At 64.4% G+C, this 24,398-nt stretch carries 24 protein-coding genes; 12 read left to right on the top strand and 12 right to left on the bottom strand.

Annotated elements, in window-relative coordinates; translation table 11 throughout:
* Nucleotides 1-310: 310 nt before the first annotated feature.
* The 6 genes from Q5923_RS06800 to Q5923_RS06825 all read left to right on the top strand — a co-directional run bounded on the left by Q5923_RS06800 (nt 311) and on the right by Q5923_RS06825 (nt 6,538).
* The gene (locus tag Q5923_RS06800) at nt 311-868 is read left to right on the top strand and encodes a sigma-70 family RNA polymerase sigma factor (RefSeq protein ID WP_062529705.1); all 558 of its coding nucleotides are present in this window, start codon (nt 311-313) and stop codon (nt 866-868) included.
* Entirely contained in the window at nt 855-2,219 is a 1,365-nt protein-coding gene (locus Q5923_RS06805) for a hypothetical protein (protein WP_303133031.1), read from the top strand. Before Q5923_RS06800 ends, Q5923_RS06805 begins: the two co-directional genes overlap by 14 nt.
* Nucleotides 2,220-2,360: 141 nt before the next feature.
* Nucleotides 2,361-3,215, top strand: coding sequence for an Mrp/NBP35 family ATP-binding protein (locus Q5923_RS06810; RefSeq protein ID WP_303133033.1), 855 nt, complete (start codon nt 2,361-2,363; stop codon nt 3,213-3,215).
* Entirely contained in the window at nt 3,216-4,535 is a 1,320-nt protein-coding gene (locus tag Q5923_RS06815; RefSeq protein WP_303133035.1) for an aminoacetone oxidase family FAD-binding enzyme, read from the top strand.
* 1 nt (nt 4,536) lies between these two features.
* On the top strand, nt 4,537-6,201 hold the full coding sequence (locus Q5923_RS06820; protein WP_303133037.1) for an NAD(P)/FAD-dependent oxidoreductase: 1,665 nt from the start codon (nt 4,537-4,539) through the stop codon (nt 6,199-6,201).
* 166 nt (nt 6,202-6,367) lie between these two features.
* A complete protein-coding gene (locus Q5923_RS06825; RefSeq protein WP_009277866.1) occupies nt 6,368-6,538 on the top strand; it encodes a hypothetical protein in 171 nt (56 codons plus the stop codon).
* 148 nt (nt 6,539-6,686) lie between these two features.
* On the opposite strand, the gene Q5923_RS06830 is transcribed toward Q5923_RS06825, so the two are convergent.
* The 5 genes from Q5923_RS06830 to Q5923_RS06850 form a co-directional block, all read right to left on the bottom strand.
* Entirely contained in the window at nt 6,687-6,971 is a 285-nt protein-coding gene (locus Q5923_RS06830) for a PTS sugar transporter subunit IIB (RefSeq protein ID WP_303133039.1), read from the bottom strand.
* Nucleotides 6,972-7,044: 73 nt separating this feature from the next.
* Nucleotides 7,045-8,385, bottom strand: coding sequence for an FAD-dependent oxidoreductase (locus tag Q5923_RS06835; RefSeq protein WP_303133041.1), 1,341 nt, complete (start codon nt 8,383-8,385; stop codon nt 7,045-7,047).
* Nucleotides 8,360-9,085: a hypothetical protein gene (locus tag Q5923_RS06840; protein ID WP_303133043.1), complete on the bottom strand. Its 726-nt coding sequence runs from the start codon at nt 9,083-9,085 to the stop codon at nt 8,360-8,362. The genes Q5923_RS06835 and Q5923_RS06840 overlap by 26 nt, the downstream gene beginning before the upstream one ends.
* A 5-nt stretch (nt 9,086-9,090) precedes the next feature.
* Nucleotides 9,091-11,241, bottom strand: coding sequence for a hydantoinase/oxoprolinase family protein (locus tag Q5923_RS06845; protein ID WP_303133045.1), 2,151 nt, complete (start codon nt 11,239-11,241; stop codon nt 9,091-9,093).
* Between the two features lie 80 nt (nt 11,242-11,321).
* Entirely contained in the window at nt 11,322-12,611 is a 1,290-nt protein-coding gene (locus Q5923_RS06850; RefSeq protein WP_303133046.1) for a hypothetical protein, read from the bottom strand.
* 369 nt (nt 12,612-12,980) lie between these two features.
* On the opposite strand from Q5923_RS06850, the gene Q5923_RS06855 reads away from it, so the two are divergent.
* On the top strand, nt 12,981-13,658 hold the full coding sequence (locus Q5923_RS06855) for a helix-turn-helix transcriptional regulator (RefSeq protein ID WP_303133048.1): 678 nt from the start codon (nt 12,981-12,983) through the stop codon (nt 13,656-13,658).
* 261 nt (nt 13,659-13,919) lie between these two features.
* On the opposite strand, the gene uvrB is transcribed toward Q5923_RS06855, so the two are convergent.
* The 5 genes from uvrB to rpsA all read right to left on the bottom strand — a co-directional run bounded on the left by uvrB (nt 13,920) and on the right by rpsA (nt 19,607).
* Complete coding sequence (gene uvrB / locus Q5923_RS06860; RefSeq protein ID WP_303133050.1) at nt 13,920-16,217, bottom strand: excinuclease ABC subunit UvrB; 2,298 nt, start codon at nt 16,215-16,217, stop codon at nt 13,920-13,922.
* Between the two features lie 143 nt (nt 16,218-16,360).
* Nucleotides 16,361-16,963 (bottom strand): lytic transglycosylase domain-containing protein, encoded by a 603-nt coding sequence (locus Q5923_RS06865; protein WP_303133052.1) that lies wholly within the window; start codon nt 16,961-16,963, stop codon nt 16,361-16,363.
* Complete coding sequence (gene coaE, locus Q5923_RS06870) at nt 16,941-17,600, bottom strand: dephospho-CoA kinase (RefSeq protein WP_303133054.1); 660 nt, start codon at nt 17,598-17,600, stop codon at nt 16,941-16,943. Before coaE ends, Q5923_RS06865 begins: the two co-directional genes overlap by 23 nt.
* Before the next feature lie 165 nt (nt 17,601-17,765).
* Nucleotides 17,766-18,176 (bottom strand): hypothetical protein, encoded by a 411-nt coding sequence (locus tag Q5923_RS06875; protein WP_303133055.1) that lies wholly within the window; start codon nt 18,174-18,176, stop codon nt 17,766-17,768.
* 255 nt (nt 18,177-18,431) lie between these two features.
* Nucleotides 18,432-19,607, bottom strand: a complete 1,176-nt coding sequence (rpsA, locus tag Q5923_RS06880; RefSeq protein ID WP_303133057.1) for a 30S ribosomal protein S1 — start codon at nt 19,605-19,607, stop codon at nt 18,432-18,434.
* Between the two features lie 283 nt (nt 19,608-19,890).
* On the opposite strand from rpsA, the gene Q5923_RS06885 reads away from it, so the two are divergent.
* The 5 genes from Q5923_RS06885 to Q5923_RS06905 all read left to right on the top strand — a co-directional run bounded on the left by Q5923_RS06885 (nt 19,891) and on the right by Q5923_RS06905 (nt 23,268).
* Nucleotides 19,891-20,637: an HAD family hydrolase gene (locus Q5923_RS06885; protein WP_009277885.1), complete on the top strand. Its 747-nt coding sequence runs from the start codon at nt 19,891-19,893 to the stop codon at nt 20,635-20,637.
* A gap of 167 nt (nt 20,638-20,804) precedes the next feature.
* Complete coding sequence (locus Q5923_RS06890) at nt 20,805-22,106, top strand: serine dehydratase subunit alpha family protein (RefSeq protein WP_303133060.1); 1,302 nt, start codon at nt 20,805-20,807, stop codon at nt 22,104-22,106.
* Between the two features lie 92 nt (nt 22,107-22,198).
* Nucleotides 22,199-22,387, top strand: a complete 189-nt coding sequence (locus tag Q5923_RS06895) for a hypothetical protein (protein WP_232202813.1) — start codon at nt 22,199-22,201, stop codon at nt 22,385-22,387.
* Between the two features lie 88 nt (nt 22,388-22,475).
* Nucleotides 22,476-22,811, top strand: a complete 336-nt coding sequence (locus Q5923_RS06900) for a hypothetical protein (protein ID WP_009277888.1) — start codon at nt 22,476-22,478, stop codon at nt 22,809-22,811.
* Nucleotides 22,795-23,268, top strand: a complete 474-nt coding sequence (locus tag Q5923_RS06905) for a PIN domain-containing protein (RefSeq protein ID WP_303133063.1) — start codon at nt 22,795-22,797, stop codon at nt 23,266-23,268. The genes Q5923_RS06900 and Q5923_RS06905 overlap by 17 nt, the downstream gene beginning before the upstream one ends.
* A 96-nt stretch (nt 23,269-23,364) precedes the next feature.
* Here Q5923_RS06905 and Q5923_RS06910 read toward each other — a convergent pair whose 3' ends face one another.
* A complete protein-coding gene (locus tag Q5923_RS06910) occupies nt 23,365-23,739 on the bottom strand; it encodes a heavy-metal-associated domain-containing protein (protein ID WP_009277890.1) in 375 nt (124 codons plus the stop codon).
* A gap of 90 nt (nt 23,740-23,829) precedes the next feature.
* Nucleotides 23,830-24,312, bottom strand: coding sequence for a ribonuclease HI (rnhA, locus tag Q5923_RS06915; protein ID WP_040656809.1), 483 nt, complete (start codon nt 24,310-24,312; stop codon nt 23,830-23,832).
* Between the last annotated feature and the right edge of the window lie 86 nt (nt 24,313-24,398).

The raw sequence follows: 24,398 nt of genomic DNA on the forward strand, positions 1-24,398 counted from the left end.
GAGGCCGAGCGACGCCTGGCTATGCGTGCTTGTAGCCCGTCACCATGGTGAGCAGGAAGCAGGTGACGGTGGCCCATGCAAAGAACTTGTGCGCCTTCATTTGGATTCCTCCCCTCGTCAGAGGCAATACGAAAAGAACGCCCTCATTGCTTCGATTATACGAGGCGCGCGGCAAGACGCGCTAACAAGAAGCGGGACGATGGGGACTCCTCGCTGCCCGACAGCGCTCGGATCAAGAAAACGTGGGACGCGACACGTCCCAGCCCGTGTTAATGACAGATGGAGTCCCTCACAACGAAAGGTGCATAGGGTGGCAGACGGGAGAGAAAGGGTCCAACGCTCGGACGCGTTCGTGCGGGACGCGATGAGCGCCTGGGGGGACTCGGTACTGCGCCTCGCCTTGGCACAGACCGGTTCCAGGGCAGACGCCGAGGACGTCTACCAGGACGTGTTCGTGTCGCTGGCATGCTCCCCCACCAAGTTCGAGAGCGACGAGCACCTCAAGGCCTGGCTCCTGCGCGTCACCATCAACCGCTGCCACGACCTCAGGAGGACCTGGTGGTGGCGTCACATCGCCTCGATGGAGGAGCTCGACAGAGAGCCCTCCACGTCCGAGGACCCGACCTCCGACAGCGTCGTGGGCGGGCGCGGCCATCCGGAGGACTCATGCCCGCCCCTCTGGGATGCCCTGCGCAGGCTCCCGGAGAGATATCGGACCCCCGTCTTCCTCTTCTACGTCGAGGAGATGAGCTGCGCACGCATAGCAGAAGTAGCTGGATGCAGGGAGTCTACCGTTCGCACGCGACTGCAGCGCGGGCGCGAGAAGCTAAGGAAAACGTTGGAAGGACTCGACTATGAGGCAATTTGACGACAAGGCCGGCGACTTCGCGAGCGGCGCGGACGAGGCCATCAAGGCGGGCCTGGAGTCCGCCGTATCCGAGGTCCGGACCTCCCCCCGGCTCGACGACCGCGTGATTGACCGCATCCGCGACATACGCTCGCGGCAGGACGCCCAAGTGCCCCACGGACGTTCCCCGGTCCTGCTTCCCCGCGTCGCAGTGGGAGCGGTCGCCTGTGGGCTCGTACTCGCCGTGGCCATCGGGGCCATGTCAAGCCCCGCAAGCCCGTCTGGCACCACGCAGGACTCCGGCACGGGTGCCTCCGAGGCGTCGGAGCATCCCTTCTCGCTTTCGATTGCCCAGGCATCCGAGACAAGCAAGGAGGTCAGCGTCGCGGCGACCAACGACGGCATCCGCCCCGTCTCGGACGAGGTCTCAAGGAGCCAGGAGCTCAAGCTCAACCTCTCGGTCACCGGCGACAACATAACGTCCGTCACGTATCGCATCGTCGGCAGTCCCACCGAGAAGTACCGCGCCAGCGTCATGGACAAGGACAGGTTCCCGGACGGGGTCGGAACGCGCGACCTCGTGAGCCTGCACCAGGCGGTCTGGGGCAGCTACGAGCAGACGGAGGGCTTCGTCGCCCCAAAAGAGGGGCAGTTCCAGCCCGAGTCGATCACCATCGACTACGGACAGCGGTCCGCCGACGGCTCCTACCACACCGCCGACGGCGTCTACCACTTCGTTGCGGCGTCCGGAGACATGCAGTCATATTGGGACAGCGACCCCACCCTGCAGGCCCTCGACGCCTGGCTGGATGCCACGCTCAGCCCAGACGGCAGCGACGACAACGAGAACCCCACCCCGCGGTCGTGGGACGACACCTCCGCCGAAGCGGAGGGACAGGACTCCGAGCAGGAACGCGCGAGCAGGCCCAAGGGGACGAGCGAGCTCAGGGCCGCGTACGACTCCGCGCTCGCGGACGCGACGTCCACGCCCGAGAAGGCATACGAGTGGACGAGGAAGAACTACATCTCCGGCTTCGTGACCTGCAACGACTCGCTCAGTCAGGCGCGACTCGAGGTGACCGCGACGTTCGCGGACGGCTCGACGACCACCAGGCTGTATCGCATCGAGCTCGTCGACGACTATGAACGGGTGCTGTCGGACCGATTCGACGCGCTCTGCGAGGCAGCAGGGACGGTACCTGCGGATCTCATCGCACGGACGGGGCTTCCCTGGATGGACTGGGACACGAGTGCCAGCCACGTGCGCGGCGAAAGCATGACCTACGCAGGGTCGATCAGCGACGAGCAGTATGCCAGTGACCCGCGACTGACGGCAGCCATGTACACGATCACGGACGTCACGGAGGAATAACCGGACGAGAGGGGCGTCACGCCCCAGGGTGCACCACCGCCCCCTTGGGTAGAATCGACTCATCGGCAACTCGTCGGCGCGCCGGCGCGCGGGACCCACGTCCCGCCCGGCGCGCCGCGCTCCCAAGGAGAGGAATCCCACATGGCAGACATAGACGAGGAGGCGCTGCGCCAGGAGGTCGACGCGGCCCTAGGCCACGGAGGGCAACAGCAGCAGGGTCCCCAGACCTTCCAGCCCGAGCCCGGCTCGCACATCAAGCACGTGATCGGCGTCATCTCGGGCAAGGGCGGCGTCGGCAAGTCCCTGGTCACCGGCGCCATCGCCACCAGCCTCAGGCGCGACGGCCGCAAGGTGGCCATCATGGACGCCGACATCACCGGTCCCTCCATACCCAAGATGTTCGGCATGTCCGGCAAGCACGCCCTGGCTCGCGACGAGAAGCTCGTCCCCATCGAGTCCGACGGGGGCATCAAGATCATGAGCACCAACCTCGTGCTCGAGAACGAGACCGACCCCGTGCTCTGGCGCGGTCCCATGCTCATGGGGGCGCTCCGCCAGTTCTTCGAGGAGACCCGCTGGGGCGACATCGACTACCTGCTGGTCGACATGCCCCCAGGAACCGGCGACGTGGCCCTCACCGTCTTCCAGAGCCTGCCCATCGAGGGCGTCGTGATCGTGAGCTCGCCCCAGGACCTGGTCCAGATGGTCGTAGGCAAGGCGCTCAACATGGCCGCCATGATGGAGGTCCCCGTCATCGGCCTGGTCGAGAACCTGAGCTGGCTCCCCTGTCCCAACTGCGGCGAGCGCGTGGAGCCCTTCGGTCCCAGCAAGCTGCAGGAGACGGCCGCCCACTTTGGCATCGCCGCCCTGGACCAGCTGCCCATCGACCCCAGGATTGCCAGGAGCTGTGACGAGGGCAACTTCGAACAGGTGCTCCCGGAGGGCTTCGTGGCCAAGGCAGTCGAGCAGATCGAGGCCCACGAGCAGGTGGCCTAGGTGCCAGGCTCCAAATCCAGGACAAGGGCACGGGGAGAGAGGCGGCCCTCGCGCGCGCAGCGCGAGGCCGAGCTCGTCTCCGCCGCCATCGAGGCAGCTCCCGCAGGCGATGCGGACGTCTGCGTCGTGGGCGGCGGTGCAGCCGGCCTCGTCGCGGCCATCGTCGCCGCCGAGGAGGGCGCGAGCGTCGTCGTGCTGGAGGCGGAGCTCGAGTGCGGCCGCAGCATCCTCGCCACCGGCAACGGACGCTGCAACTTTTCCACCGTGAGGCTGGACCCCCGGCGCTACAACGACCCGGAGTTCGTGCGGGCCACGTTCGGCCAGCGTCCCCTGGACGACGTCCTGGGCTTCTTCCGCGACTGCGGCCTGCGCTGGTCGCTCGAGGACGACAGGCTCTACCCCCTCTCGCGCCAGGCCGCCTCCGTCCGCAACGTGCTCCTGGCGCGGGCGAGAAGGGCCGGCGTGCAGCTGGCGTGCGGCCGCAGGCTCGTCGCGCTCGAGCCGCGCGACGACGGATGGCGGCTGCGCTTCGAGGCGCGCTGGGACGCCGGGCGCCGGGGCGAGCTTCGCGCCCAGACGGTCGTCCTCGCCACGGGCGGGACCAACTCCGTGGGCGGTGGCGCACTGACCGACGACCTGGGGCTGGAACGCAGGCCCCTCTCGCCCGCCCTCTGCCCCGTGGCCTGCGAGGACTCCCCCCTGTCGCTGCTCGACGGGAGGCGCGCCCAGGTGGACCTGAGCCTCGTGCGCGACGACGACCTCCTCCCCTGCTGGCACGAGCGGGGCGAGCTCCTCTTCAGGGGCTACGGCATCTCGGGCATCGTGACCTTCGACCTCTCGCGGCGCGCCCGTCCCGGCGACTGGGTCCTCGTCGACCTCGTGCCAGACCACGGGCCATCCGAGCTTCGCCAGATCATGGGCATGGACCCCGAGCCAGGCTGCCTCGACGGCGTGCTTGACCCAGAGGTGGCCCGCCTGCTCGAGCGCCTCGCATGCGAGCGCTGGGACCCCGGCGCGCCCCAGCTTGGTCCCACTCCACGCGACACCCATGCGGACCGGCTCGTCCACCTGGTCAAGCACCTTCCCCTTCGCGTGAGGGGCCTTGCCGCCGAGAAGGGCGCACAGGTCTGCCAGGGAGGACTCCTGACCAACCAGTTCGACCCCCTGTCCTTGCGCTGCGCCTCCCGTCCCGGCATCCTCGCCTGCGGCGAGGCGCTGGACATGGACGGCGACTGCGGCGGCTTCAACCTCTCGTGGGCATGGAAGAGCGGGCTCGTCGCGGGCAGGTCCGCGGCAGGACTCGCGAGGAAGGCAGGCTAGCGTGCTCGAGCTCTCTGGCATCCGCATACCCCTGGACCAGCTGGACGGCAGCGAGCGCACGGAGGAGCTGGCGCTGAGGCAGGCCGTCCTGCGCCGCCTCCACCTGGCCCCCGACGACCTCGCAAACGTCCAGCCGCGCAAGCGCTCCGTCGACGCACGCAAGAGGTCAGACGTCCACTTCAGCTACAGCGCCCGCGTGCAGCTGCGGGGAGGGACCAACGCCGAGGCCGAGCTCCTTCGCAGGCTCAACCGGAGGCATGCCCCCGTGCTGCGGCAGCTCCGGCAGGTCGAGGAGGACCGCCTTTCCTGGCCGGCCCACCTGGGCACCACCCCCGCCCAGCGACCCGTCGTCGTCGGTGCCGGATGTGCGGGGCTCTTCTGCGCGCTCGCGCTTGCCGAGGCCGGCCTCGAGCCCCTGCTCGTCGAGCGCGGACGGGACGCCCACCAGCGCAGCGACGACATCGAGCACTTCAAGCGCACGGGCGAGCTCGACCCCTCGAGCAACATACAGTTCGGCCTGGGCGGGGCCGGCACCTTCTCTGACGGCAAGCTGGGGACGGGCACCAAGAGCCCCGTGCATCGCCTCATCCTCCAGACGCTGGTGGACGCCGGCGCCGCCCGGCACATCCTCTGGGACGCCAAGCCCCACGTGGGGAGCGACGTGCTGCCCACGGTGGTGGCCAACGTCTGCCAGCGCATCCGCGAGCTGGGCGGGGAGGTGCGCTTCGGCAGCAGGATGGTGGGCCTCTCCCTTGCCGGAGGCCGCGTCATCGGCATCACGCTCGAGGAGGGGCAGCCGGGCGGCGTCTGCGTCGAGGAGCGCGTCCCCGCAGGCAACGTGGTGCTGGCCTGCGGCCACTCCGCCCGTGACGTCTTCGAACTCCTGCAGGCCACCGGCGTCACGCTGGAGCGCAAGACCTTCGCCATGGGCGTGCGCATCGAGCACCCCCAGGCGCTGGTCGACCGTGCGCAGTACGGGCCCTTCGCGGGACACCCCGCCCTGGGCGCCGCCTCCTATAAGCTGGTCGCCCACCTGGACTCCGGGCGCAGCGCCTTCTCGTTCTGCATGTGCCCCGGCGGCTACGTGGTGGCGGCGGCGAGCGAGCCGGACGGCGTGGTGACCAATGGCATGAGCCTCTCCAATCGCGCTGGCACCAACGCCAACTCGGGCCTCCTCGCCAACGTCTTCCCCGAGGACCTGCCCGGGGACGACGTCCTCGCCGGCGTAGGACTCCAGCGCCAGTGCGAGCGAGCGGCGTTTTCTGCGGGAGGCGGCGCGTACGTGGCGCCCGCCCAGCTGGTGGGAGACTTCCTGCAGGGCGTCCCCTCCTCCGCCGGCGGGGAGGTGCGGCCCACCTACCCCCGCGGCGTGGCCTGGGGCGACGTGTCCCCGTGCCTTCCGGACTACGTGGCGGAGACCCTGCGCGGGGCGATTCCCGCCATGGACCGGCAGCTGCACGGCTTCTCGCTCGCCGACGCCGTGCTCACGGGGGTCGAGAGCCGCTCGAGCTCTCCCGTCCGCGTCACCAGGGGAGAGAACCTCCAGTCCACCTCGACTCCCGGCCTCTGGCCCTGCGGCGAGGGCGCAGGCTATGCGGGCGGCATCATGAGCGCGGCCACGGACGGACTGCGCGTGGCCGAGGCGCTGGTGGGGAGCCTGGCGTAGGGCGACGGAGAGGGACCCCCTGCGTCCCAGGGTTCTCTCCCGCCTCCCCCATCGCCACCTGCGGAGGGTTTGCCTCCTTTTGGAGCGAAATCCCATCGTCGGGGTGTTGCCGTGGGTAGACCAACCCCAAGCGAGAACGGTTCGCGTGAATGGGGGGTGGCTCAAGATGCGGGAGGTCAGGGTCGACCGCTCGGCCGCAAGCCCCGAGGAGCAGAGGAAGGCGGAGGAGTGGCACGAGTCGGTGAGGGACTCCATGCGCGAGCTGGGTGCCTCACAGGCAAACGTCGGTCTGGTGGTGATGGTCGCCGTCACCGTGGCGGGCAGAATGCTGGGCTGACGTTGCCCCCGAAGGGCGGCGGAAGTCCAAGGCTTGCGACATGGCGCCTGCGGCGTGGAACAGCGTGTAACAAATGGCTTGCGACGCAAGGGGCCGACCGGCGGGAACTCCCCTCCGGTCGGCCCTATTCTCTTCCCTTGGCTGCAGGCTACTTGTCCCTGATGGCCTCGATCAGGCGCTTGAGCTCCTCGTCCTGGCCCATGCCCGTGACGAAGGCGACACCGTTGAAGGTAGGGACGTCAAGCTCCTCCTCGGTCTTCACCACGGGGATGTAGGCGTCGGCGTCCTTGAGCTGCGCTGCCAGAGAGTCCATGTCGACGGCAACGACGTTTGCCTCGACGCCCTCGGCAGCGAGCAGCTTGGCCACTTTCTGGGCGACCATGTGCGAAGTTGCGATTCCGTGACCACACGCGACGACTACCTTGGCGGACATGAGGCTCTCCTTCCACACTCGTGTAAGGAAAGAATAGCATGCCCTTCCGCCCACGTGAACGATGGGTCACGCATCATGGCTCAATGAGGTTCCTAGGCTCGAAACACGAGAGCGTGACACCCTCACGTTTTGCCAAGGCGCACGCGACACCAGCACGATCTCCCATATCAATTACTGTCGGCTGTATACGTACGCTCGCCTGTGCCAAAAACGACGTAGAGATGCAACGGCCCACGGTCAACATGTTTTCTATGGCCTCGTTGGTGAGACAGCGATAGGGAATCTCATAGAACTCTCCCCGTTCGTACTTATCCATGTGCACAAGACCACGCGAGACCGAATGCACATCGATGTACCAGTCACCCCTCGCCACGGCATCGTCGAAGCGCCTTCGTGCGAGATAGTCCTCCTCGGTGAATGTGTAGGTACCATGCACGCGCCATGACTCCCTCACGCCCAACATGTCCGCCGTGCGAATAAGAAAGGCATGCTCGAAGCCGGGCATCATCTTCGTCAGGAAGTCTACGAGACGCCTTATCTTTCTGCGACCCTCAATAAGCGCATTCGAACGATCAAGGGTGCTCTCATTATTCTTCAGACCAGTGAGATGAGGACAGTTGAAGGCCATGCAACCTGGCATGCCAGGAAGCGAGAAGCACTGATAGTAGACGAGGTCTTCCTCCTTGAGCAATCCCTTTTCGACGCCTTTCCTGAACAGTGGCTCGAGCTTGAAGCCCTTAGCCACCACCATGGCAGACTCCCAAAAGTAGCCGTCAACAAGCGGTGAGAAATGGTCTCCGAGTGAAAGGCAATAGGCACGATAGGCGTCGATGTCGATGCCGGCCATCTCGAAGCGCAGGGATGACATCTGGTTGTGTCCCAGGCTATCTCCCCTGTCACAGGGAACTCCTGCCATCCTCGACAGCAGGGCATCACCCGTCGCATCGACGAACTGGTCCGCCTCGATGCGCACGAACCCCTCAGGGCAGCCTGCGCAAATGGAGACGATGCGAACGCCCTCCACTTTCACGCCTGCGAGGCTGGCGCCAAACAGCACCTGGGCTCCAGCATCACTCACCAGATCATCAAGTACGCTCGACATCGCGTCTGGGTTATGCCAGACATATCCCATCGAGGCATTAAGCTCACGCGTTTCAAGGCCGCATGCGCGAAGACCCTCCTCGATGAGGGTGAGGTTTTGTCCGTGCCCCGGTACGAAGGACGGCATCATCGGGGAGACCAACGCTCGTGTCATTGAGCCTCCCAGAACGGAGCCGGCCTCAACGACGAGCGTGGAATTTCCTTCCCGTGCCGCGCTCGCAGCAACGCTTGCCCCTGCAGTGCCTCCACCAACGACCACGGTGTCCCAATGGCCAAGAAGCCGTGGCTCAACAACGTCTTTCTGCACGTTCATGAGAGCCCCCTTTGACAAACCGTCGTGCCGAAACCACCAGTTCGACCACCTCGGTGCCGGTCATGGCACCATCTGCCAACAGCACGAGATAGTCGCTCGCTGTCGGCCTCACGGGACCACTTGCCATGTCGTAGGCAAAGGCATGAGCCGCAACCTCGCTCGGCGACGACAAGTGTCGACTCCTAACACGCAGGAGACCCTGCATGCACACTGGACGCATGCGCATGCCTACGCTCCTCCCCTCGCGATGCTCGAGGTAATGAAAGAACTCGTGAGCAATATGCAGGTCGATGAGCCAGGAAAGGGTGTCCTTGGGCATATCGTCACCGCATAGCGCAGCAAGCACCTCGCTCTTGTGCCGCAGTTGGGGCATGAACAGGTCAAGCGTGCCGCCATCTTTCTGGCATACCAGCCGTGCTTGTATGCGGTTTCGCACGGTAGTGTCCACCACACCCGTCTCAATCTGCCGTAAAAAGAAGCCATGCTCTGCAAGCGTGCTGAGCAGGTCATTCCCCACCCATTGGCAAGCAGCCTCATGGCCCGCCTCCATAGCATCGCGAACACAGGCCCTCTCCTCCTCACCAGAGAGCTGGGATGCAAGCGGGTCCTTCAAAAACTCAAGCGTCGCGCACAACTCATCCGAAGCCCCGAGCAGTTCACGAGCGATATCGAATGGATTTGCGCACGGTGCCGCAAGCATGGTCTCTAGTCCCGTGCGGCAACAGCAATGATGGTCTCATCACTGGCCACGAACTCGAGCTCCATCTCTGCCAGGCTCAGTAGCTGCTCCATATTGAGGACACCCGAGAGGTCACTCATCTTCTGGCCGAAGAACAGGAAGGTCTTCGGTAGCGTCTCACCCGCGTCACTGTACCTCGTCATATCGCTCACAAAGCGTGCGAACGAACCCTGCAGCTCCGAACGGGTGAACTGGAGCACACGCGCGTCATTGCGCTGCAGGCGAATGACGCCATCCTCGTCGAGCACGCGCACGACCTCTCGTTTGGAAGAGATGAGGCCGAAGAACGACTTCTTTTGCAGGGTTCCTGAGAGCACATGCCAGCGTCCCTGGACACACAAGGTGCTCACGTCACCTACAGGAATGCCCAACGCCTCGGCGACGATGGCCTTGAGTTCGTCGTCAGTTTTTGACCTCTGCACGCGGTCCTTGGTCCTGAGTTCGGTTGCCCCAGTCGCCGTAGCGCGAAGGATGTTACGTTGCGAATCAATTTCCACGGAGATGTCTACCGTGCGCTCATCAGCACCCGCGCGGGTGACCGCCTCCATGACATCATGGCGGATACGTCGTACGTCTTCGTCACTAGGATTCGCCACGTTGCGCTCAATCTGCTCGCGCACGAGGGCTAGAGCCACGCCAATGGTGGAGATATACGGGGCGTTGTGTGCCAGACGATGGCGAATGCCCATACGTTCGCCCAGTGCAGGCGCCACGACAGCAGCCGAACCGCCACCACCCACCAAGCTCGTGAGGTTGGGGTTGAGTGAATACTCGGTGACGAGCTGCGAGACGATGGCCTCGACCTTCGCCGTGGCAATGTCCACTACCTGATGGCAAAGCCCATCCACGCTCGTACCTAGTTGCTCCGCCAAAGCACCCCAGGCCAGACGCGTCACCTCGACGTTGCCGGCAGCATAATCGCCTTCTGGCACGTAGCCAAGCACGTTGGCCGCTCCCGTAAGCGTAAGCGCGAAGGACTTTCCACCCCCGCAGGAAATCGAAACGTAGTTGGCCTCATCATCCGGTAGTGGCGCCACGAGCTCGACAGTGGGAGAAAGCATATCCTCGGGACGAGCGAACACCTCGTAGTCAAGATCGGCAATGTGTGCGGAGCGCGGCCCTACGTCAGAAAGGCGCCCATCTACCACCCTGATCATGGAACCGCCCGCAATGCCAAGCGTGCGCACATCAAGAGAGGTGAGATAGAGCTTGTGCCCACCCACCTCGGCATTCTTAATCATGACCTTCCCGTCCTTGATAACGGAAATGTCCGTGGAGGTACCACCGGCCTCGAGGAAGATGCCATCCGTAACCTTCTCGTACATGAGGGCGCCAGCAACGCCGGCCGCAAGACCCGAGAGCATGGTGAGGATGGGTCGCTTGCGCACCTCGTCGATGCTCATGACGCCGCCGTCGCAGCGCATAATCATGAGAGGTCGTGTGATGCCTACGTCCTTTACGGCACCCTCGGTCATATTGGCCGTCTCCATCATGCGTGGAATGAGCGCCGCATTGACCGCGGCAGTTCGGGTGCGTGCCTGCAAACCATAGAGCTGCGAAATCTCGTAACCGCCAGTGGCAACTATGCCCTCTTGGCTGGCGATGTTGATGAGCCTGCACTCGTTGGTAGAATCATCCACCGAATAGCTCTCGGAGGCGACAATCACCTCGCAACCCTTGTCACGCAGGAGTTTGATCGCCTGGCGCATGGAGCCGTCATTCAAATTCGACGAGTCGATAAACTCGTGCTCCGTCTCCAGATATTTGCCAGGGGCAAGCTCGATATTGCCGACGGTCGTCTCACCGTCGGCACGACCGACGAGACCTCCGACACCCATGCCCACGATGCCCACTTTCGCTACGTCACCTTCGAGGAGGGCATTCGTCGCCTGGGTCGTCCCATGTGCGATGAAAGTCACGTCGTCAGGCGAGATATCGTTGTTTCTGAGCACATCGGCAATCGTCCGGACGATGCCGGCGGCCACGCCCCTGGGGTCGTGGTGTGTAGTGGGGACCTTCTCCTTCGCGATGACCTCATAGGTCTCATCATCGAGGACGACCGCATCTGTGAAGGTGCCACCCACGTCGATGCCAATGCGTACTTTCCTGTCGGCCATGTGCCTTCCTTACGTGCCTCGAGTCGATTCGTGCAGGGGGTGGCCCCAAGAATGGGGCCACCTGATGAGCGTCACGTCCGTTAGAAGAGAACGACGGCCGCATAGACAAGGATGCAGAGCGCCATGACCATGGTATAGGGCAGCGTTGACTTGAGAATGTCATTGACATCCACGCTCGCGTAGTCGGCAACAATCACGTTCTGCGTGTTGGTCGGGTCGGCAACGCACTGTACAACGCTCGTGGACCTCAGAGCCATACCCACTGCAGGAGCGGAGAGTACGCCAGCTGCCGCAAAGATCTTTGCAAGGCCGGAGCCAAGGCCATACATGTTAAGCGGACCACGGTACAGGGCAAGCGGCGAGAGAACGGTGAACACGAGGACATACACGATGGGGTTGGATGGGAGGATCTTGCTAATGATCGGCTGCATGAGCGCAGAAGTCGCCGTCGCAGACACACCGTTCAGCAGGATGCCAATGCCGATCATGAGGCCGATGACGCCAGCGACGTCCTTGATTCCCTCGACGACGGAGCTCGAGAGCACCTGCACGGCATCTCGGGGGCCAAAGATGAGGGTCGTAACGATGATAGTCACCAGAAGCGAGGTCTCAGCGTTCCACTTGAGGAAGAACACGAGGACGATGGGCACGAGCGGCATCACGAGGGCAATGGGGCTGACCTTCTTGACACCAGTGCTGGCGCTCATGGCCCAGGTACTCGCTTTGGCGTCGCGCCTGACATTCACAAAGATGTAGGTGAGGGTCACGACAATGCACACAATGCCCATCACTACGGAGGTGGACGTGATAGTGTCCATGCTCATGCCGATGGTATCAACGTAGAGCTGGTACTGGGATACATTGAAGAGTAGGCCCATGTTGAGGCCCAACAGTACGAGCGATGCGGCAACAACAGGTTCGATGCCAGCGGAGAGGAACAGTGGCACAGCAATCTGGGCGACCATAATCACGGGTCCGGCACCACTCATGGCAGTAAAGATAATCGCGGTCGCCGCAGTCAGCGCAATGGCGATGGCAACCGGCTTGTCACCAGCCATCTCGGCGGCCTTGCGGATGATAGCATCAGAGATGCCCTCCTTCTGGACGACTTTCGCGAAGATCGCACCAAAGATGGTCACCGAAATCGTCGACATGAGCTTGGTGGCTCCGGAAGCGATCACGTAGGTGGTGATTGACTGGTCCTTGATGGGGTCGGCACCCACAGGCAGCACGAACGGCACTCCAGCAATGGCCGCAATGAGGACTCCCATGCAGGGCAGTGCAAGGATTGCCGGGAGCTTTTTCGTCATCATGAGCGCAACGCCTCCGATAAACACGGCGAGGATCAGCGCCACTTGGAGTACTTCCATGTTTCCCCTTTTCTTCCATACCTTCGGACTGCCTGTTTGCTCGTGCCAGGACGCTACGTCTCCTGACCTCTGTCAATGTCTACGACAGCAGGGGTAGTTCCGCAGCCCCCTCATCCGCGAGCGCAAACTCCAAAAAAGGGGAGCTAGTCTTCAAACGAGATGTGAAGTGAGCCGCGCCGCTTGAGGAAGGACCAATCTCTAACCATGCTTGTGGGGAGTACTATCTCCACAGAGTCAGTTGTTCCATTTGGCCTAGTTTGCTCGCATGGTTCACGAAAAGCCAAAGGATCTGGAAGAATGCGATTTCGGCGAAAGGTCTATACACCACAGTTCTTCCATATTTTCAACACTTGCGGCAGGAGGTAAGGCATGGCAGAAGAGAACGAGAACAGGCACCTTGCCACTGATGCGAGCCTCCTGGGAAGGGCCTTCGAGTTCGCAGATCGATACCTCCCCGGAGGGCTTGTAACCTTCTATCCTGAGTTCTGCAACTCGGAAATCGCAGCCCGCTACTCTCCAAGGGGCAAAAGAAGCTTCGGCTATGCCTCGGGCATAGAACTCGTCCTGGCACTCAGGGATGACGCCGGCAGTAACCTTGACCTCATGATTCAGGACACTCCTCGTATATCGAAAGAACGGGAGCACTTTGCCAGATGGTGCGGGCAGATCGTACTGCGCTACCACGAGGCGTCGGGAGACTCCTTTGCCACGCTCCCGAAGACGCTTCCCCTTGAGAGATTACGCAGGCTTCACAATGAGCTCGACGAGCAAGATATTGAGAAATGTCTACAAGAAATCATCTGCCGCACGACCAGGCACCACGACCAGACACAGCTCGCTATCCGGCGGCTGCAGAAATCCATCACACAGACGGACCTCGCGAGACTCTCTGGCGTGTCCCTGAGATCCATACAACAATACGAGCAACGGAAGAAAGACATCAATAAGGGCCAGGCGCTCTCGATTCTCAAGCTATCGCGTGTGCTCGGATGCAGCATGGAGGACCTCATCGAACCCGAGCACAAGCTAACGCTCAGTGAGAAATAGCCTCCTCTACCTTGACAAGCGGAAGGGTACGACGGAGAACAGGAAAGAAAATGTGTCGGTGTAAAAGAGTTTCTCGCTCGTACCAGAACAGTCGATGCTCGTGAGAATGAGTATCGTAGTCCGTATCCGACAGACCATGCACATCAAGACTCATCGCGCAGATGACGAGAGGCGGCACGGAACACATATGTAATCCTGCAGCGAGCTACCATCTGAGCTCTCCCAGAGGAGAAGCCAAGAGATGGAGGCGTCTCTTTCACATCAGTGCTTGCGCGGCTTGTACCTCCGCCTCGTGGCGTGAGTGCTGCCCTTGCGGTCCGTTGCCTTGAGGCGCGCGATGACGTCCTCCGCGCTCGCACCCTCGAGCCGCGCCCTCAGGGCCACCACCTGGTCGCGAAGCACCGCCGCACGCTCGAAGTCCATGTCCGCGGAAGCCTGGATCATCTCGTCCTCAAGTGCCCCCAGCACGCGCGCGAGCTCGTCCTTGGGCAGGCCCGACAGCTCCTCGGCCACGGCGTCCGCGACTGCCTCGCGCCCCTCCGGGGTGTCCGCCGAGGCACCCGCCTCCCCTGCCGCCGTGAAGAACTCCCCGTTCACGCGCGACTTGTCGTTCAGGGTCCGTGACGCCTCGTCGATGAAGCCCTTCACGTCGGTGATGGACTTGTTGATGGTCTTGGGAGTGATGCCGTGCTCGGCATTGAAGGCCTGCTGTATGCCGCGGCGGCGGGCCGTCTCGTCCATGGCGATGCGCATGGAGTCGGTCACGGAGTCCGCGTACATGATGACCTTGCCCTGCGCGTTGCGCGCGGCACGGCCCATGGTCTGGATGAGGGAGCGGCGGTTGCGCAGGAAGCCCTCCTTGTCGGCGTCCAGGATCGCCACGAGCGAGACCTCGGGGATGTCCAGGCCCTCGCGCAACAGGTTAATGCCCACCAAGACGTCGATCTTGCCCAGGCGCAGGTCGCGGATGATCTCTATGCGGTCGAGGGTCGCCGTGTCGGAGTGCATGTAGTTGACCTTGACGCCGGCATCCAGCAGGTGATCGGTGAGGTCCTCGGCCATGCGCTTGGTGAGCGTGGTGACCAGCACGCGCTCCTTGCGGGCGGTGCGCTCGCGAATCTCGTCCAGGAGGTCGTCGATCTGGCCGCGGACGGGCCTGAGCTCGACCTCGGGGTCCAAGAGCCCCGTCGGCCTGATGACCTGCTCGACCTCCTGCTGGCTCACGCCCTCCTCGTAGTCGCCCGGCGTGGCGGACACGTAGACGAACTGGGGGATGCGCTGCTCGAACTCGTCGAAGCGCAACGGGCGGTTGTCCAGCGCCGAAGGCAGGCGGAACCCGTGGTCCACCAGGGTTATCTTGCGCGCGCGGTCGCCCTCGTACATGCCGCGGATCTGCGGGACCGTGACGTGCGACTCGTCGACGATGCAAAGCATGTCGCGGGGGAAGTAGTCGATCAGCGTATAGGGGGGCTCACCCGCCGAGCGGCCGTCCATGTGACGCGAGTAGTTCTCGATGCCCGAGCAATAGCCCATGGTCTCGAGCATCTCGAGGTCGTAGGCCGTGCGTTGCGAAAGTCTCTGCGCCTCGAGCAGCATGTCGTTGGCCTTGAGCTCCGCCACGCGCCCCTCCAGCTCCTCGCTGATGGTCTTGAGCGCGTGCGCCACCTTGGGCCGCTCCGTCACGTAGTGGGAAGCGGGCCAGATGGGGATGGCGTCGTACTCGCGCACCACCTCGCCCGTCACGTTGTCTATCTCGGCTATGAGCTCGACCTCGTCACCAAAGAAGCTCACGCGCAGGGGGTTCTCCGCATAGGGCGGGTACACGTCCACGGTGTCGCCGCGCACGCGGAAGCTGCCACGGGCGAGGTCGTAGTCGTTGCGGTCGTACTGGATGTCGATGAGCTCGCGTATGAGGTCGTCGCGCTCCAGGGGCTGCGACTTGTCCACGTTGGGGGCGAGGCCCGCGTAGTCCTGCGGGCTGCCGATGCCGTAGATGCAGCTCACGGAGGCGACCACGATCACGTCGCGGCGGCTGAGCAGGCTCGAGGTGGCCTGGTGCCGGAGCTTCTCGACCTCCTCGTTTATGGAGGCGTCTTTCTCGATGTAGGTGTCCGACTGCGGGACGTAGGCCTCGGGCTGGTAGTAGTCGTAGTAGCTCACGAAGTAGACGACGGCGTTGTGGGGGAAGAGCTCCTTCATCTCGCTCGCCACCTGGGCGGCGAGGGTCTTGTTGGGCTCCATGATCAGCGTGGGCTTCTGCACGGCCTCGATGGTCTTCGCCATGGAGAAGGTCTTGCCCGACCCGGTGACGCCCAGCAGCGTCTGGTAGCGCAGGCCCTGCTCGATGCCCTCGCTGAGCTTCTTGATGGCTTGGGGCTGGTCACCTGCGGGCTCGAAGGGAGAGACGACCTCTAGTCGCTCGTCACCGTGCTCCAAGCCGAAGCGCTTGAGCTCGGCGCCGAAGCGCTCCTTGGCCTCCGCCGTCCCGGCAAGGGGCTCGTAGCTTATGGTCTGCCCCTCGTCAGATACGAACGTGCGCGGCTTCTGCTCCTGCGGCATGGCTGCCCCTCCCTCGCGGGCGCGCTGCCCGCCGTCTGCTCACAGGAACAAGTGTACCCACATTCGGCGGCACCTCCGCAGCAGCATGTGCCCAGGGGTACCGGGCCGGACGCCGTCCCACGGGCGGGCAAGGGCCCCGACCGTCAGGAGAGCGCGAGGGAGGAGTCGCTCACTCCCTCAGGGTACAGCTCCTGGTAGCGGTCGTAGGCGTCGTTCACGCGCACCAGGTAGGCGGCGGTCTCGGCATACTCGATCTTGGACGAGATCTCTCCCCCGCCGCTGAGCCAGCCCTGGACGTTGCCCACCCCCGCGTTGTAGGCGGCGATGACCTCGTCGCGGCTTCCCAGCGCCTTCTGCAGGTAGGCTAGGTATGCCGTGCCGTACTCGATGTTCGTCGCTGGGTCGGTGAGCTCGCTGGGGTCGTAGCGCGAGGAGTCGACGAGCCCCAGGCGCGCCATCTCGCTTGCGGTGGCGGGCAGGAGCTGCATGAGCCCCACCGCCCCCGCGGACGAGCTCGCGTCGGCGTTCCAGCCCGATTCGCACTTGATAACGGCACAGGTCAAGTAGGGATCGACCCCATGCCTGCTCGAGGACTCGTTAATCTGGCTCGCATGGCTCACGGGAAAGAGCAGCTGCCTCACGACCTGCCTGGGCGCGAAGTCGGCGGCGAAGGTGAGCACGCAGACCGCGAGCATCACGAGGATGGGGATGGTCCTGAACCACCTAAAGAAGCGCTCGTGGCGCATCAGGCCCTCCCCTCCTTGGGGCGGGAGCCCATGAGCGTGAAACATGCTCCGCCCACCACGCATCGACCTTTGCCGCAAGCCCCTCCTCGTCCGAGTCGTTTGCGAGCTCGACGTCACAGTGGGCGGAAAGGTACTCGTCCGTAGGCTGCAGCGCCATGCGAGCTGCGGCGTCCGCCCGGCCCATGCCGCGTGTCACCGCGCGCTCGAGCCTGGTCGGAGCGGGGCAGCTCACTACCAGGACCTCGTCGGTAAGCGCAAGCAGGTCCTGGACGCGGTCGAGCAGGGACACCTCCACCACGACGCAGGTGGGAGGCGCCGCCTCGGCCCTGGCCTCGTCGAGGAGCCGACCCAGGCGGGACTTGATGTGCGGGAGCTCGATGGCCTCGAGGCGGGACGTCCCCTCGGGCGTTGCAAACGCGCGATGGGCCAGAAGCCTCCGGTCAAGCTCTCCCGTCACGGGATCGAGCAGGTCGGCCCCGAAGGTGGCCGCGACCTCCGCGAGGCACGGCTCGCCTGGAGCCAGGACGTCACGAGACAGCTGGTCGAGGTCGATCACGCGTGCCCCGCGGGCCGCAAGGAGACGGGCGACGGTCGACTTGCCCGATGCGATGCCGCCCGCCAGAAACACCACGTACATGACCCCTCCCCTCTTCCGTCCGTCGGGCATCCATCATCGCATGACGGTGGGACGCCCTCCTCGCTTCCATCAAATCGCTGGCTGCCGACGACCCCAGCCGCACAAGCCAGGCGCGGCCGGACGAATCCGACCGCGCCTGGGGTGCCGACAGATTGCTCGTGAAGGCTAGGAGCGCAACTCGAACTTCTCCCCGCAGCGAGGGCAGGTGACCCTGACCAGTCCCTTGCCGCGCGGCACGCGCACCACCTGGTTGCAGCGTGGGCAGCGGGCATGCTTGTACTCGCGGCTCTCCTTCAGGGCAGCGGGGGGATTGCGCAGCCACAGGCGGGCCGGCCCGATCCGCTCCATCACGGCCTCGTTCTCCTTGCGGCGGGCGGCCACGTCAGGCGAGACAATCCTGAACACGGCATAGGCGACAAGGAGGACGACGACCACGGTGAGCCAGACCTGGCGCGCGAAGATGTTGACGACGGCGAGGACGAGGGCGAGAAGCCCGGCGCAGACTGCGAGCTCGTCGGCCCCGTTGCGACCACGCATGAACTCCGCGGCCTTCCTGTTAAGATCGGCGTTAGCCATCACGTACCCCTTCTCGCTTCGTGAATCCCCCGTCGGGACCCGCCCGCTGGGCGCCTGTCCCTTTCAGGATGCCCGTTCGCAGACGCAATATTCCCGCACGCCCGACAACGCGCACCACAAACCCATAGGATAGCGCAGACGCCATCCCACGGCACCGGAGCGGGTCATGCGCACCCCCTCTCCCCGGTCTCCCGCAAAAAACGGAGCCGCCCGAAGGCGACCCCGTCAACGGCAAAGCAGGCAAGAGCCAGGAGGCTACTCCTCGACGGGAGCCTCCTCCTCGTCGTCATCCTCGGGCTTGTCGAGGGGCTTGACCTCGACCTCGACGCCCAGGGTCTCGGCGGCGGACTTCATGGACAGGGAGATGCGGCGACGGTCGAGGTCGATCTCCATGACCTTGACCTGCACGGTATCGCCCACGGCACAAACCTGCGCGGGAGCGTCGACGTGCTGCTTGGCCATCTCGGAGATGTGGACCAGGCCCTCGACGCCGTTGCCCAGGTCGACGAAGGCACCGAAGGTGACGAGCTTGGTGACGGTGCCCTCGACGATGGCGCCCACGGGATACTTCTTGACCAGGGTCCTCCAGGGATCCTCGGTGGTCTGCTTGAGGCCCAGCGAGATGCGCTCGCGGTTGAGATCGACGTCCAAGACCTGCACCTCGACCTCCTGGCCGACCTTGACGACCTCGGAGGGGTGGTTGACGTGGTTCCAGGAGAGCTCGGAGATGTGGATCAGGCCGTCGATGCCGCCCAGGTCCACGAAGGCGCCGAAGTCCACGATGGACGAGACGGAGCCCTTGAGGCGCATGCCAGGCTGGAGCTTCGAGAGAATCTCGGAGCGCTCGGCCTTGCGGGCCTCCTCGAGCACGACGCGACGGGAGAGGACGACGTTGTTGCGGTTGCGGTCCATCTCGATGACGCGGGCCTCGATGCGGGTGCCCAGGAAGGCGTTGAGGTCCTTGACGCGACGGAGGTCGACCAGGGAGGCGGGCAGGAAGCCGCGCAGGCCGATGTCCAGGATCAGGCCGCCCTTGACGACCTCGATGACCTCGCCCTCGACGTTCTCGCCGGCGTTGAACTTCTCCTCGACGCGGTTCCAGGCGCGCTCGTACTCGGCACGCTTCTTGGAGAGGATCAGACGACCCTCCTTGTCCTCCTTCTGAAGGACCAGGGCCTCGATGCCGTCGCCCAGGGCGACGACGTCCTCGGGGTTGACGTCCTTGCGGATGGAGAGCTCGCGAGAGGGAATGACGCCCTCGGACTTGAACCCGATGTCCAGCAGAACCTCATCGTGCTCGATCTTGACGACGGTACCCGTCACAAGATCGCCCTCATCGAAGTCGGTGATGGTACCGTCGATGAGGCTGTTCATCTCCTCGTCTGAGACGTCATCCAGGGAGAAGATGGACGAGTTCTGAATCTCACTCAAAGGTGGACCCCTTTCGAAAACGGGGCCCCGATCTACATGATCGCTGCCTAGGGCGCTCTGCTGGTGCGTCGCGCAATCGGGAACTTACATGCTCTCGGGGGCCGACAGATACAGTCGTGCGGCACCTTGCCACACGTTGGACAGAATACCTTGACAAGATGGGGTATTTCAAGGTTCACGAGCTTAAATCTGTATTTCCACGAGTCATGCCCGATGCCAGGCGGCCCCAGGCGACCGGGTGGGTAAGCTAGGGCCAGCAATGACGGAAGGGAGCTGCCCCCTCATGATCAAGGCCGTCCTCTTCGACCTGGACAACACCCTGCTCGACATCAACCTCAGCGCCTTCATCGCCCGCTACCTCTGGGCGGAGGCGCGCGTGCTCGCACGCATAGGCCGCACTCCCGTGCCCGTGGCCTATGCCTGGCTCTCGCGCTGCTACCTCGCGGTGGACTCCGCCACGCGCCAGGACGACCTCACGGGACGCGAGCTCTTCGACAAGACCTACCTGCGCCTCTCGGGCGTGCCGCTGGATGACCCGGCGGTCAGGGGTGCCATCGACTGCCTCGAGGGGGAGTGGATCGACCACCTGCGCGACGGGGTCACCCAGGCCAGGCCGCGCCCGGGCGCGCGCCGCTGCGTCAGGCGCGCGCAGGAGCTGGGATACACCGTGGCCCTGGCCACCAACCCGGTCTTCTCGCCCGCGGTGGACAGCGCACGCCTGAGATGGGCGGGACTGGACGACATCGACTTCGCCCTCGTCTCCACCCTCGAGAACTCCCGTCGCTCCAAGCCGAGCGCCCGCTACTACCAGGAGTTCATAGCCAGCCTGGGCTTCGTCCCCGAGGAGTGCCTCATGGTGGGCAACGACGCCGGACGCGACATCCCCCGCCCCGACATCGGCCTGCGCACCGCATACGTGGGCCACGGCTGGCCCAGGGCCGCCGTCTGGCGCGGGAGCATCGGCAAGCTCGCGGACGAGCTGGGCGAGCTCGTGGCGCGACTTGACGCCGAGGACGAGGGTCACCGCTAAGATCTGCGCACGGGACTCTTGACGGTCCCACGGCAGCTGGCCCTTTGCCGTTCGCCTTCACAATTCGGAGCCAGCGTGCGCAGTTTTTCTGGCCCGCCCGCACGTTCGCACATGATATACAGTGCATCCTGTCAAGACGCGCACGCCCATCCTAGCTGGAGACCCGCATGGACCGAAGCTCGTACCTCAACCACGTCGCCATCCTCAACGAGGAGCTCGTCTGCGCGCTGGGCTGCACCGAGCCCATCGCCGTTGCCCTCGCGGCCGCCCTCGCAACCCGCACGCTAGGGCAGCGCCCCGAGCGCCTGAGGGTCGCCTGCAGCGGCAACATCATCAAGAACGTGAAGAGCGTCACCGTGCCCAACTCCGGCGGCATGCGCGGCATCGAAGCAGCAGCCGCCCTCGGCGCCATGGGTGGGGACCCCGACGGCTCGCTCGAGGTGCTCCAGAGCGTGAGCGAGCAGGACCGCCGGGACGCGCGCTCCCTCGTCGAGGAGGGCCGCTGCGAGGTCGAGCTCGCGGAGGGCGTGCCCAACCTCTACGTCCGCGTGGTCGCCCTCGGCCAGGGCCACGAGGCCGCCGCCTGCATCGAGGAGCGCCACACCAACGTCTGCGAGCTCTCTCTTGACGGGGTGGCGACGGGCGTGGCGACCACCTCGGGGGGACCGGGTGAGGACGCAGGCGAGAGGCCTGCGGCGGACCGCTCGGCGCTCTCGCTCAGGTCCGTCTGGGACTTCGCCCACGAGCTCGAGCTGTCTGACGTGGACGAGCTGATCAGCGGACAGATAGAGACCAACCAGACCATCTCGAAGGCAGGGCTCGAGGACCGCTGGGGCGCGAACATCGGCTCCACGCTGCTCGCGAGCCGTCCCAACGACATCTCGTGCAAGGCCCGCGCGACCGCCGCTGCGGGGTCGGACGCCCGCATGAGCGGCTGCCCCCTTCCCGTCACCATCTGCTGTGGCAGCGGAAACCAGGGGATCACCTGCTCGCAGCCCGTGCTCGAATACGCCCACGAGCTCTGGAGCGACCACGAGACGCTGGTCCGCGCCGTCGCGCTCTCGGACCTCGTGGCCGTGCACGTCAAGTACTTCATCGGCGAGCTGAGCGCCTTCTGCGGCGCGGTGAGTGCAGCCTGTGGCGCCGGCGCCGGCATCTGCTACCTGCGCGGCGGGAGCTTCGCGCAGTTCGAGGCGACCATCGTGAACACCCTGGCCAACGTGGGCGGCATCGTCTGCGACGGTGCCAAGCCCAGCTGCGCGGCAAAGATATCGGCTGCCGTCGACGCGGCGATACTGGGTTGCGACATGGCGCTCGCGGACGACAACTTCCTCGCGGGCGACGGCCTGGTGGGCAAGGACGCCGAGGAGACCATCCGGTCCATGGGCTATGTGGGACGCGTGGGCATGCACCCAACCGACGTCGAGATCCTCAACATCATGATTGGCAAGACGGACACGTCCCTGTAGCCCCGTCGCACGAGGAGGCGGTCGGCATGTTGCCGGGCACCAATTGGAAGGAACCCTGGAAGCCCGTCGAGGGCAGCTCTTGGTGGAGCGAGATGCTCGAGGAGGATCGGCGGCAGATCGAATCGAGCAGGGCGAAGCTCCAAGAGGAGAGGCCCATCCGTTCCCGCCGACTCCCGCTCCCCCTCTGGGCGCGCCTCCTCGTCGTGGCGAGATGGTTCATTTGGGCAATCGTAGTCGTCGTGCTTGCCTGCGTCGTCATCGAGCTCATGTCCCTTACCTGAGCGAACCAGCAGAAAGCCCACAGAAAAACAGCTCTTGCCTTCTCTTCTGTATTACAATATTACCATAAAATAGAGGAGAGGAGCTGCAATGGACGCCATGGTCACCGCGCGCGTGCCCGTCGAGGTTCGCAACCAGGGAAACGCCATTCTGAAGCGCATCGGTTCGAGCCCCACGAAGCTCGTGAACGCAGCCTACGACTACGTGCTGAGACATGAGTCACTGCCCGACCAGGAGCCTTCCGCTCCCGCAGCAGGAGGGGAGCCCCAGAAGACCGTACGCATCATCACGCCAGAGATCCGGGCGCAGATCGAGGCCGCATTTGCGGCTGTGGCACTACCCACGCCTGTCGGGGGCTGGGACCCTCACGACTACAAGGAAATCATCGCCGAAGGAAAGCGGGCTGACTATGAAGCTCTTGGTTGATACTAACGTCCTGCTCGACTTCTTCGAGACGAGACAGCCCTTTGTCGAGGACTGGAAAAGGGTTTATGTCATGAGCTGCTTTCGCGATGCGGAGCTATGGGCGTCCGCCAAGTCATACGCGGACATCTTCTATGTTGCACGAAAGCAGATGAGCAGCAAGACGGTACAGAGATCAATCGTCGAATGCCTTTCCCTGGTCAAGACATGCGCCATAGATGGGGAGGACATCCGCTGGGCAGCAGAGCAGGGCTGGGAAGACTTCGAGGACTGCGTCGTAAGTAGGGCGGCACAGAAGGTGGGTGCCGACTACATCCTTACCCGCAACGTGGAGGGCTTCGAGCGCTCGGCCGTCCCTGCCATCACCCCCGCCGACTTCCTGGCCCTTGTGGAGGAGAAGTACCACCTCATCTACGAGGAGATGCCCATGGCGCCCCATCTCAAGGCGCCTCTTACCTAGGCACGTCGCTCCTCAAGCGCCCGCTGCCCCTCAGGCGCCTGCGGCCCGCATCCCAAGTCCGACGACCAAGCCGACGTCCACCTTTGACAGGTGTGCCTAGGAGATGACGCGGTAGCCTGACTCCGAGACCACTTCCCTATAGGCGTCGAGGTCGACAGGCTGCTTCGAGAGGACGTGGGCGGTCCGCGTGTCGAGGTCGACGCGCGCCCAGGTGCCCTCAATCGAATCGAGGGCGTTCTCGACGTTCCGCGCGCAATTCTGGCAGCTCATGCCCGCAACGGTGAGGTCCGTCGCGTAAGGGTAGTGCGCCTCGTCAGTGTCCTCGATCCTCGTCGCGCGGAACTTCTTCCCACTCGGTTTGGCATCGCCCGAGCAGCAGTCACGCCTGCCAGTGGCAGTTCCCACGGCACGGCGCAGGCCAAAGAACATGCCAATCAGAACGGCGACGATGATGATGACGTCTACGACCATGCGATTCCTCCAAGGACCATAAGTTTGACGTGGCAAACTATAGCACTTGGCAAAATGACCATGCGAGGCGCGCAAGGCAGACGAGAAGGCCTACCCCTCAAAGCCAGCATCCTCAAGGAGGGGTCCCAGCAGGCCGTCGGCGGCAGAGGTGGCAAGCTCGTCGCAGCGCTCGTTGAGCTCGGCCCCCGCATGTCCCTTGACCCAATGCCAGCTGAGCTCGTGGGGCTTCGCCGCCGCCAGCAGACGTTTCCAGAGGTCGGGGTTCTTGACCGGCTGCTTGCTGGCCGTCTTCCAGCCCTTCTTGAGCCACCCCCAGACCCAGCCCTTGGCGAAGGCGTTCACCACGTACTGGGAGTCCGAGTGGACCTCGACCTCGCAGGGCCGCTTGAGCGCCTCGAGCGCCGCGATGACCCCCAGGAGCTCCATGCGGTTGTTGGTGGTGCGCCGATACCCCTGGGCGAGCTCCTTCTGGTGCAGCGTGCCTGCGGGGTCGACGTAGCGCATGACCGCCCCGTAGCCGCCCGGTCCGGGATTGCCGCGCGAGGAGCCGTCCGTGTAGACGACCACATGCATCATGGTTGGCTCCTCTCGCCTCCCGCAAGCCGCCCCATGCGGCTCACGCAGTGCGGGCCATTGTACGACAGCCGGGCGGCCCGCAC

Origin of the sequence: uncultured Olsenella sp., from assembly GCF_959602185.1 — a bacterium.
Lineage (GTDB): Bacteria > Actinomycetota > Coriobacteriia > Coriobacteriales > Atopobiaceae > Olsenella_I > Olsenella_I phocaeensis.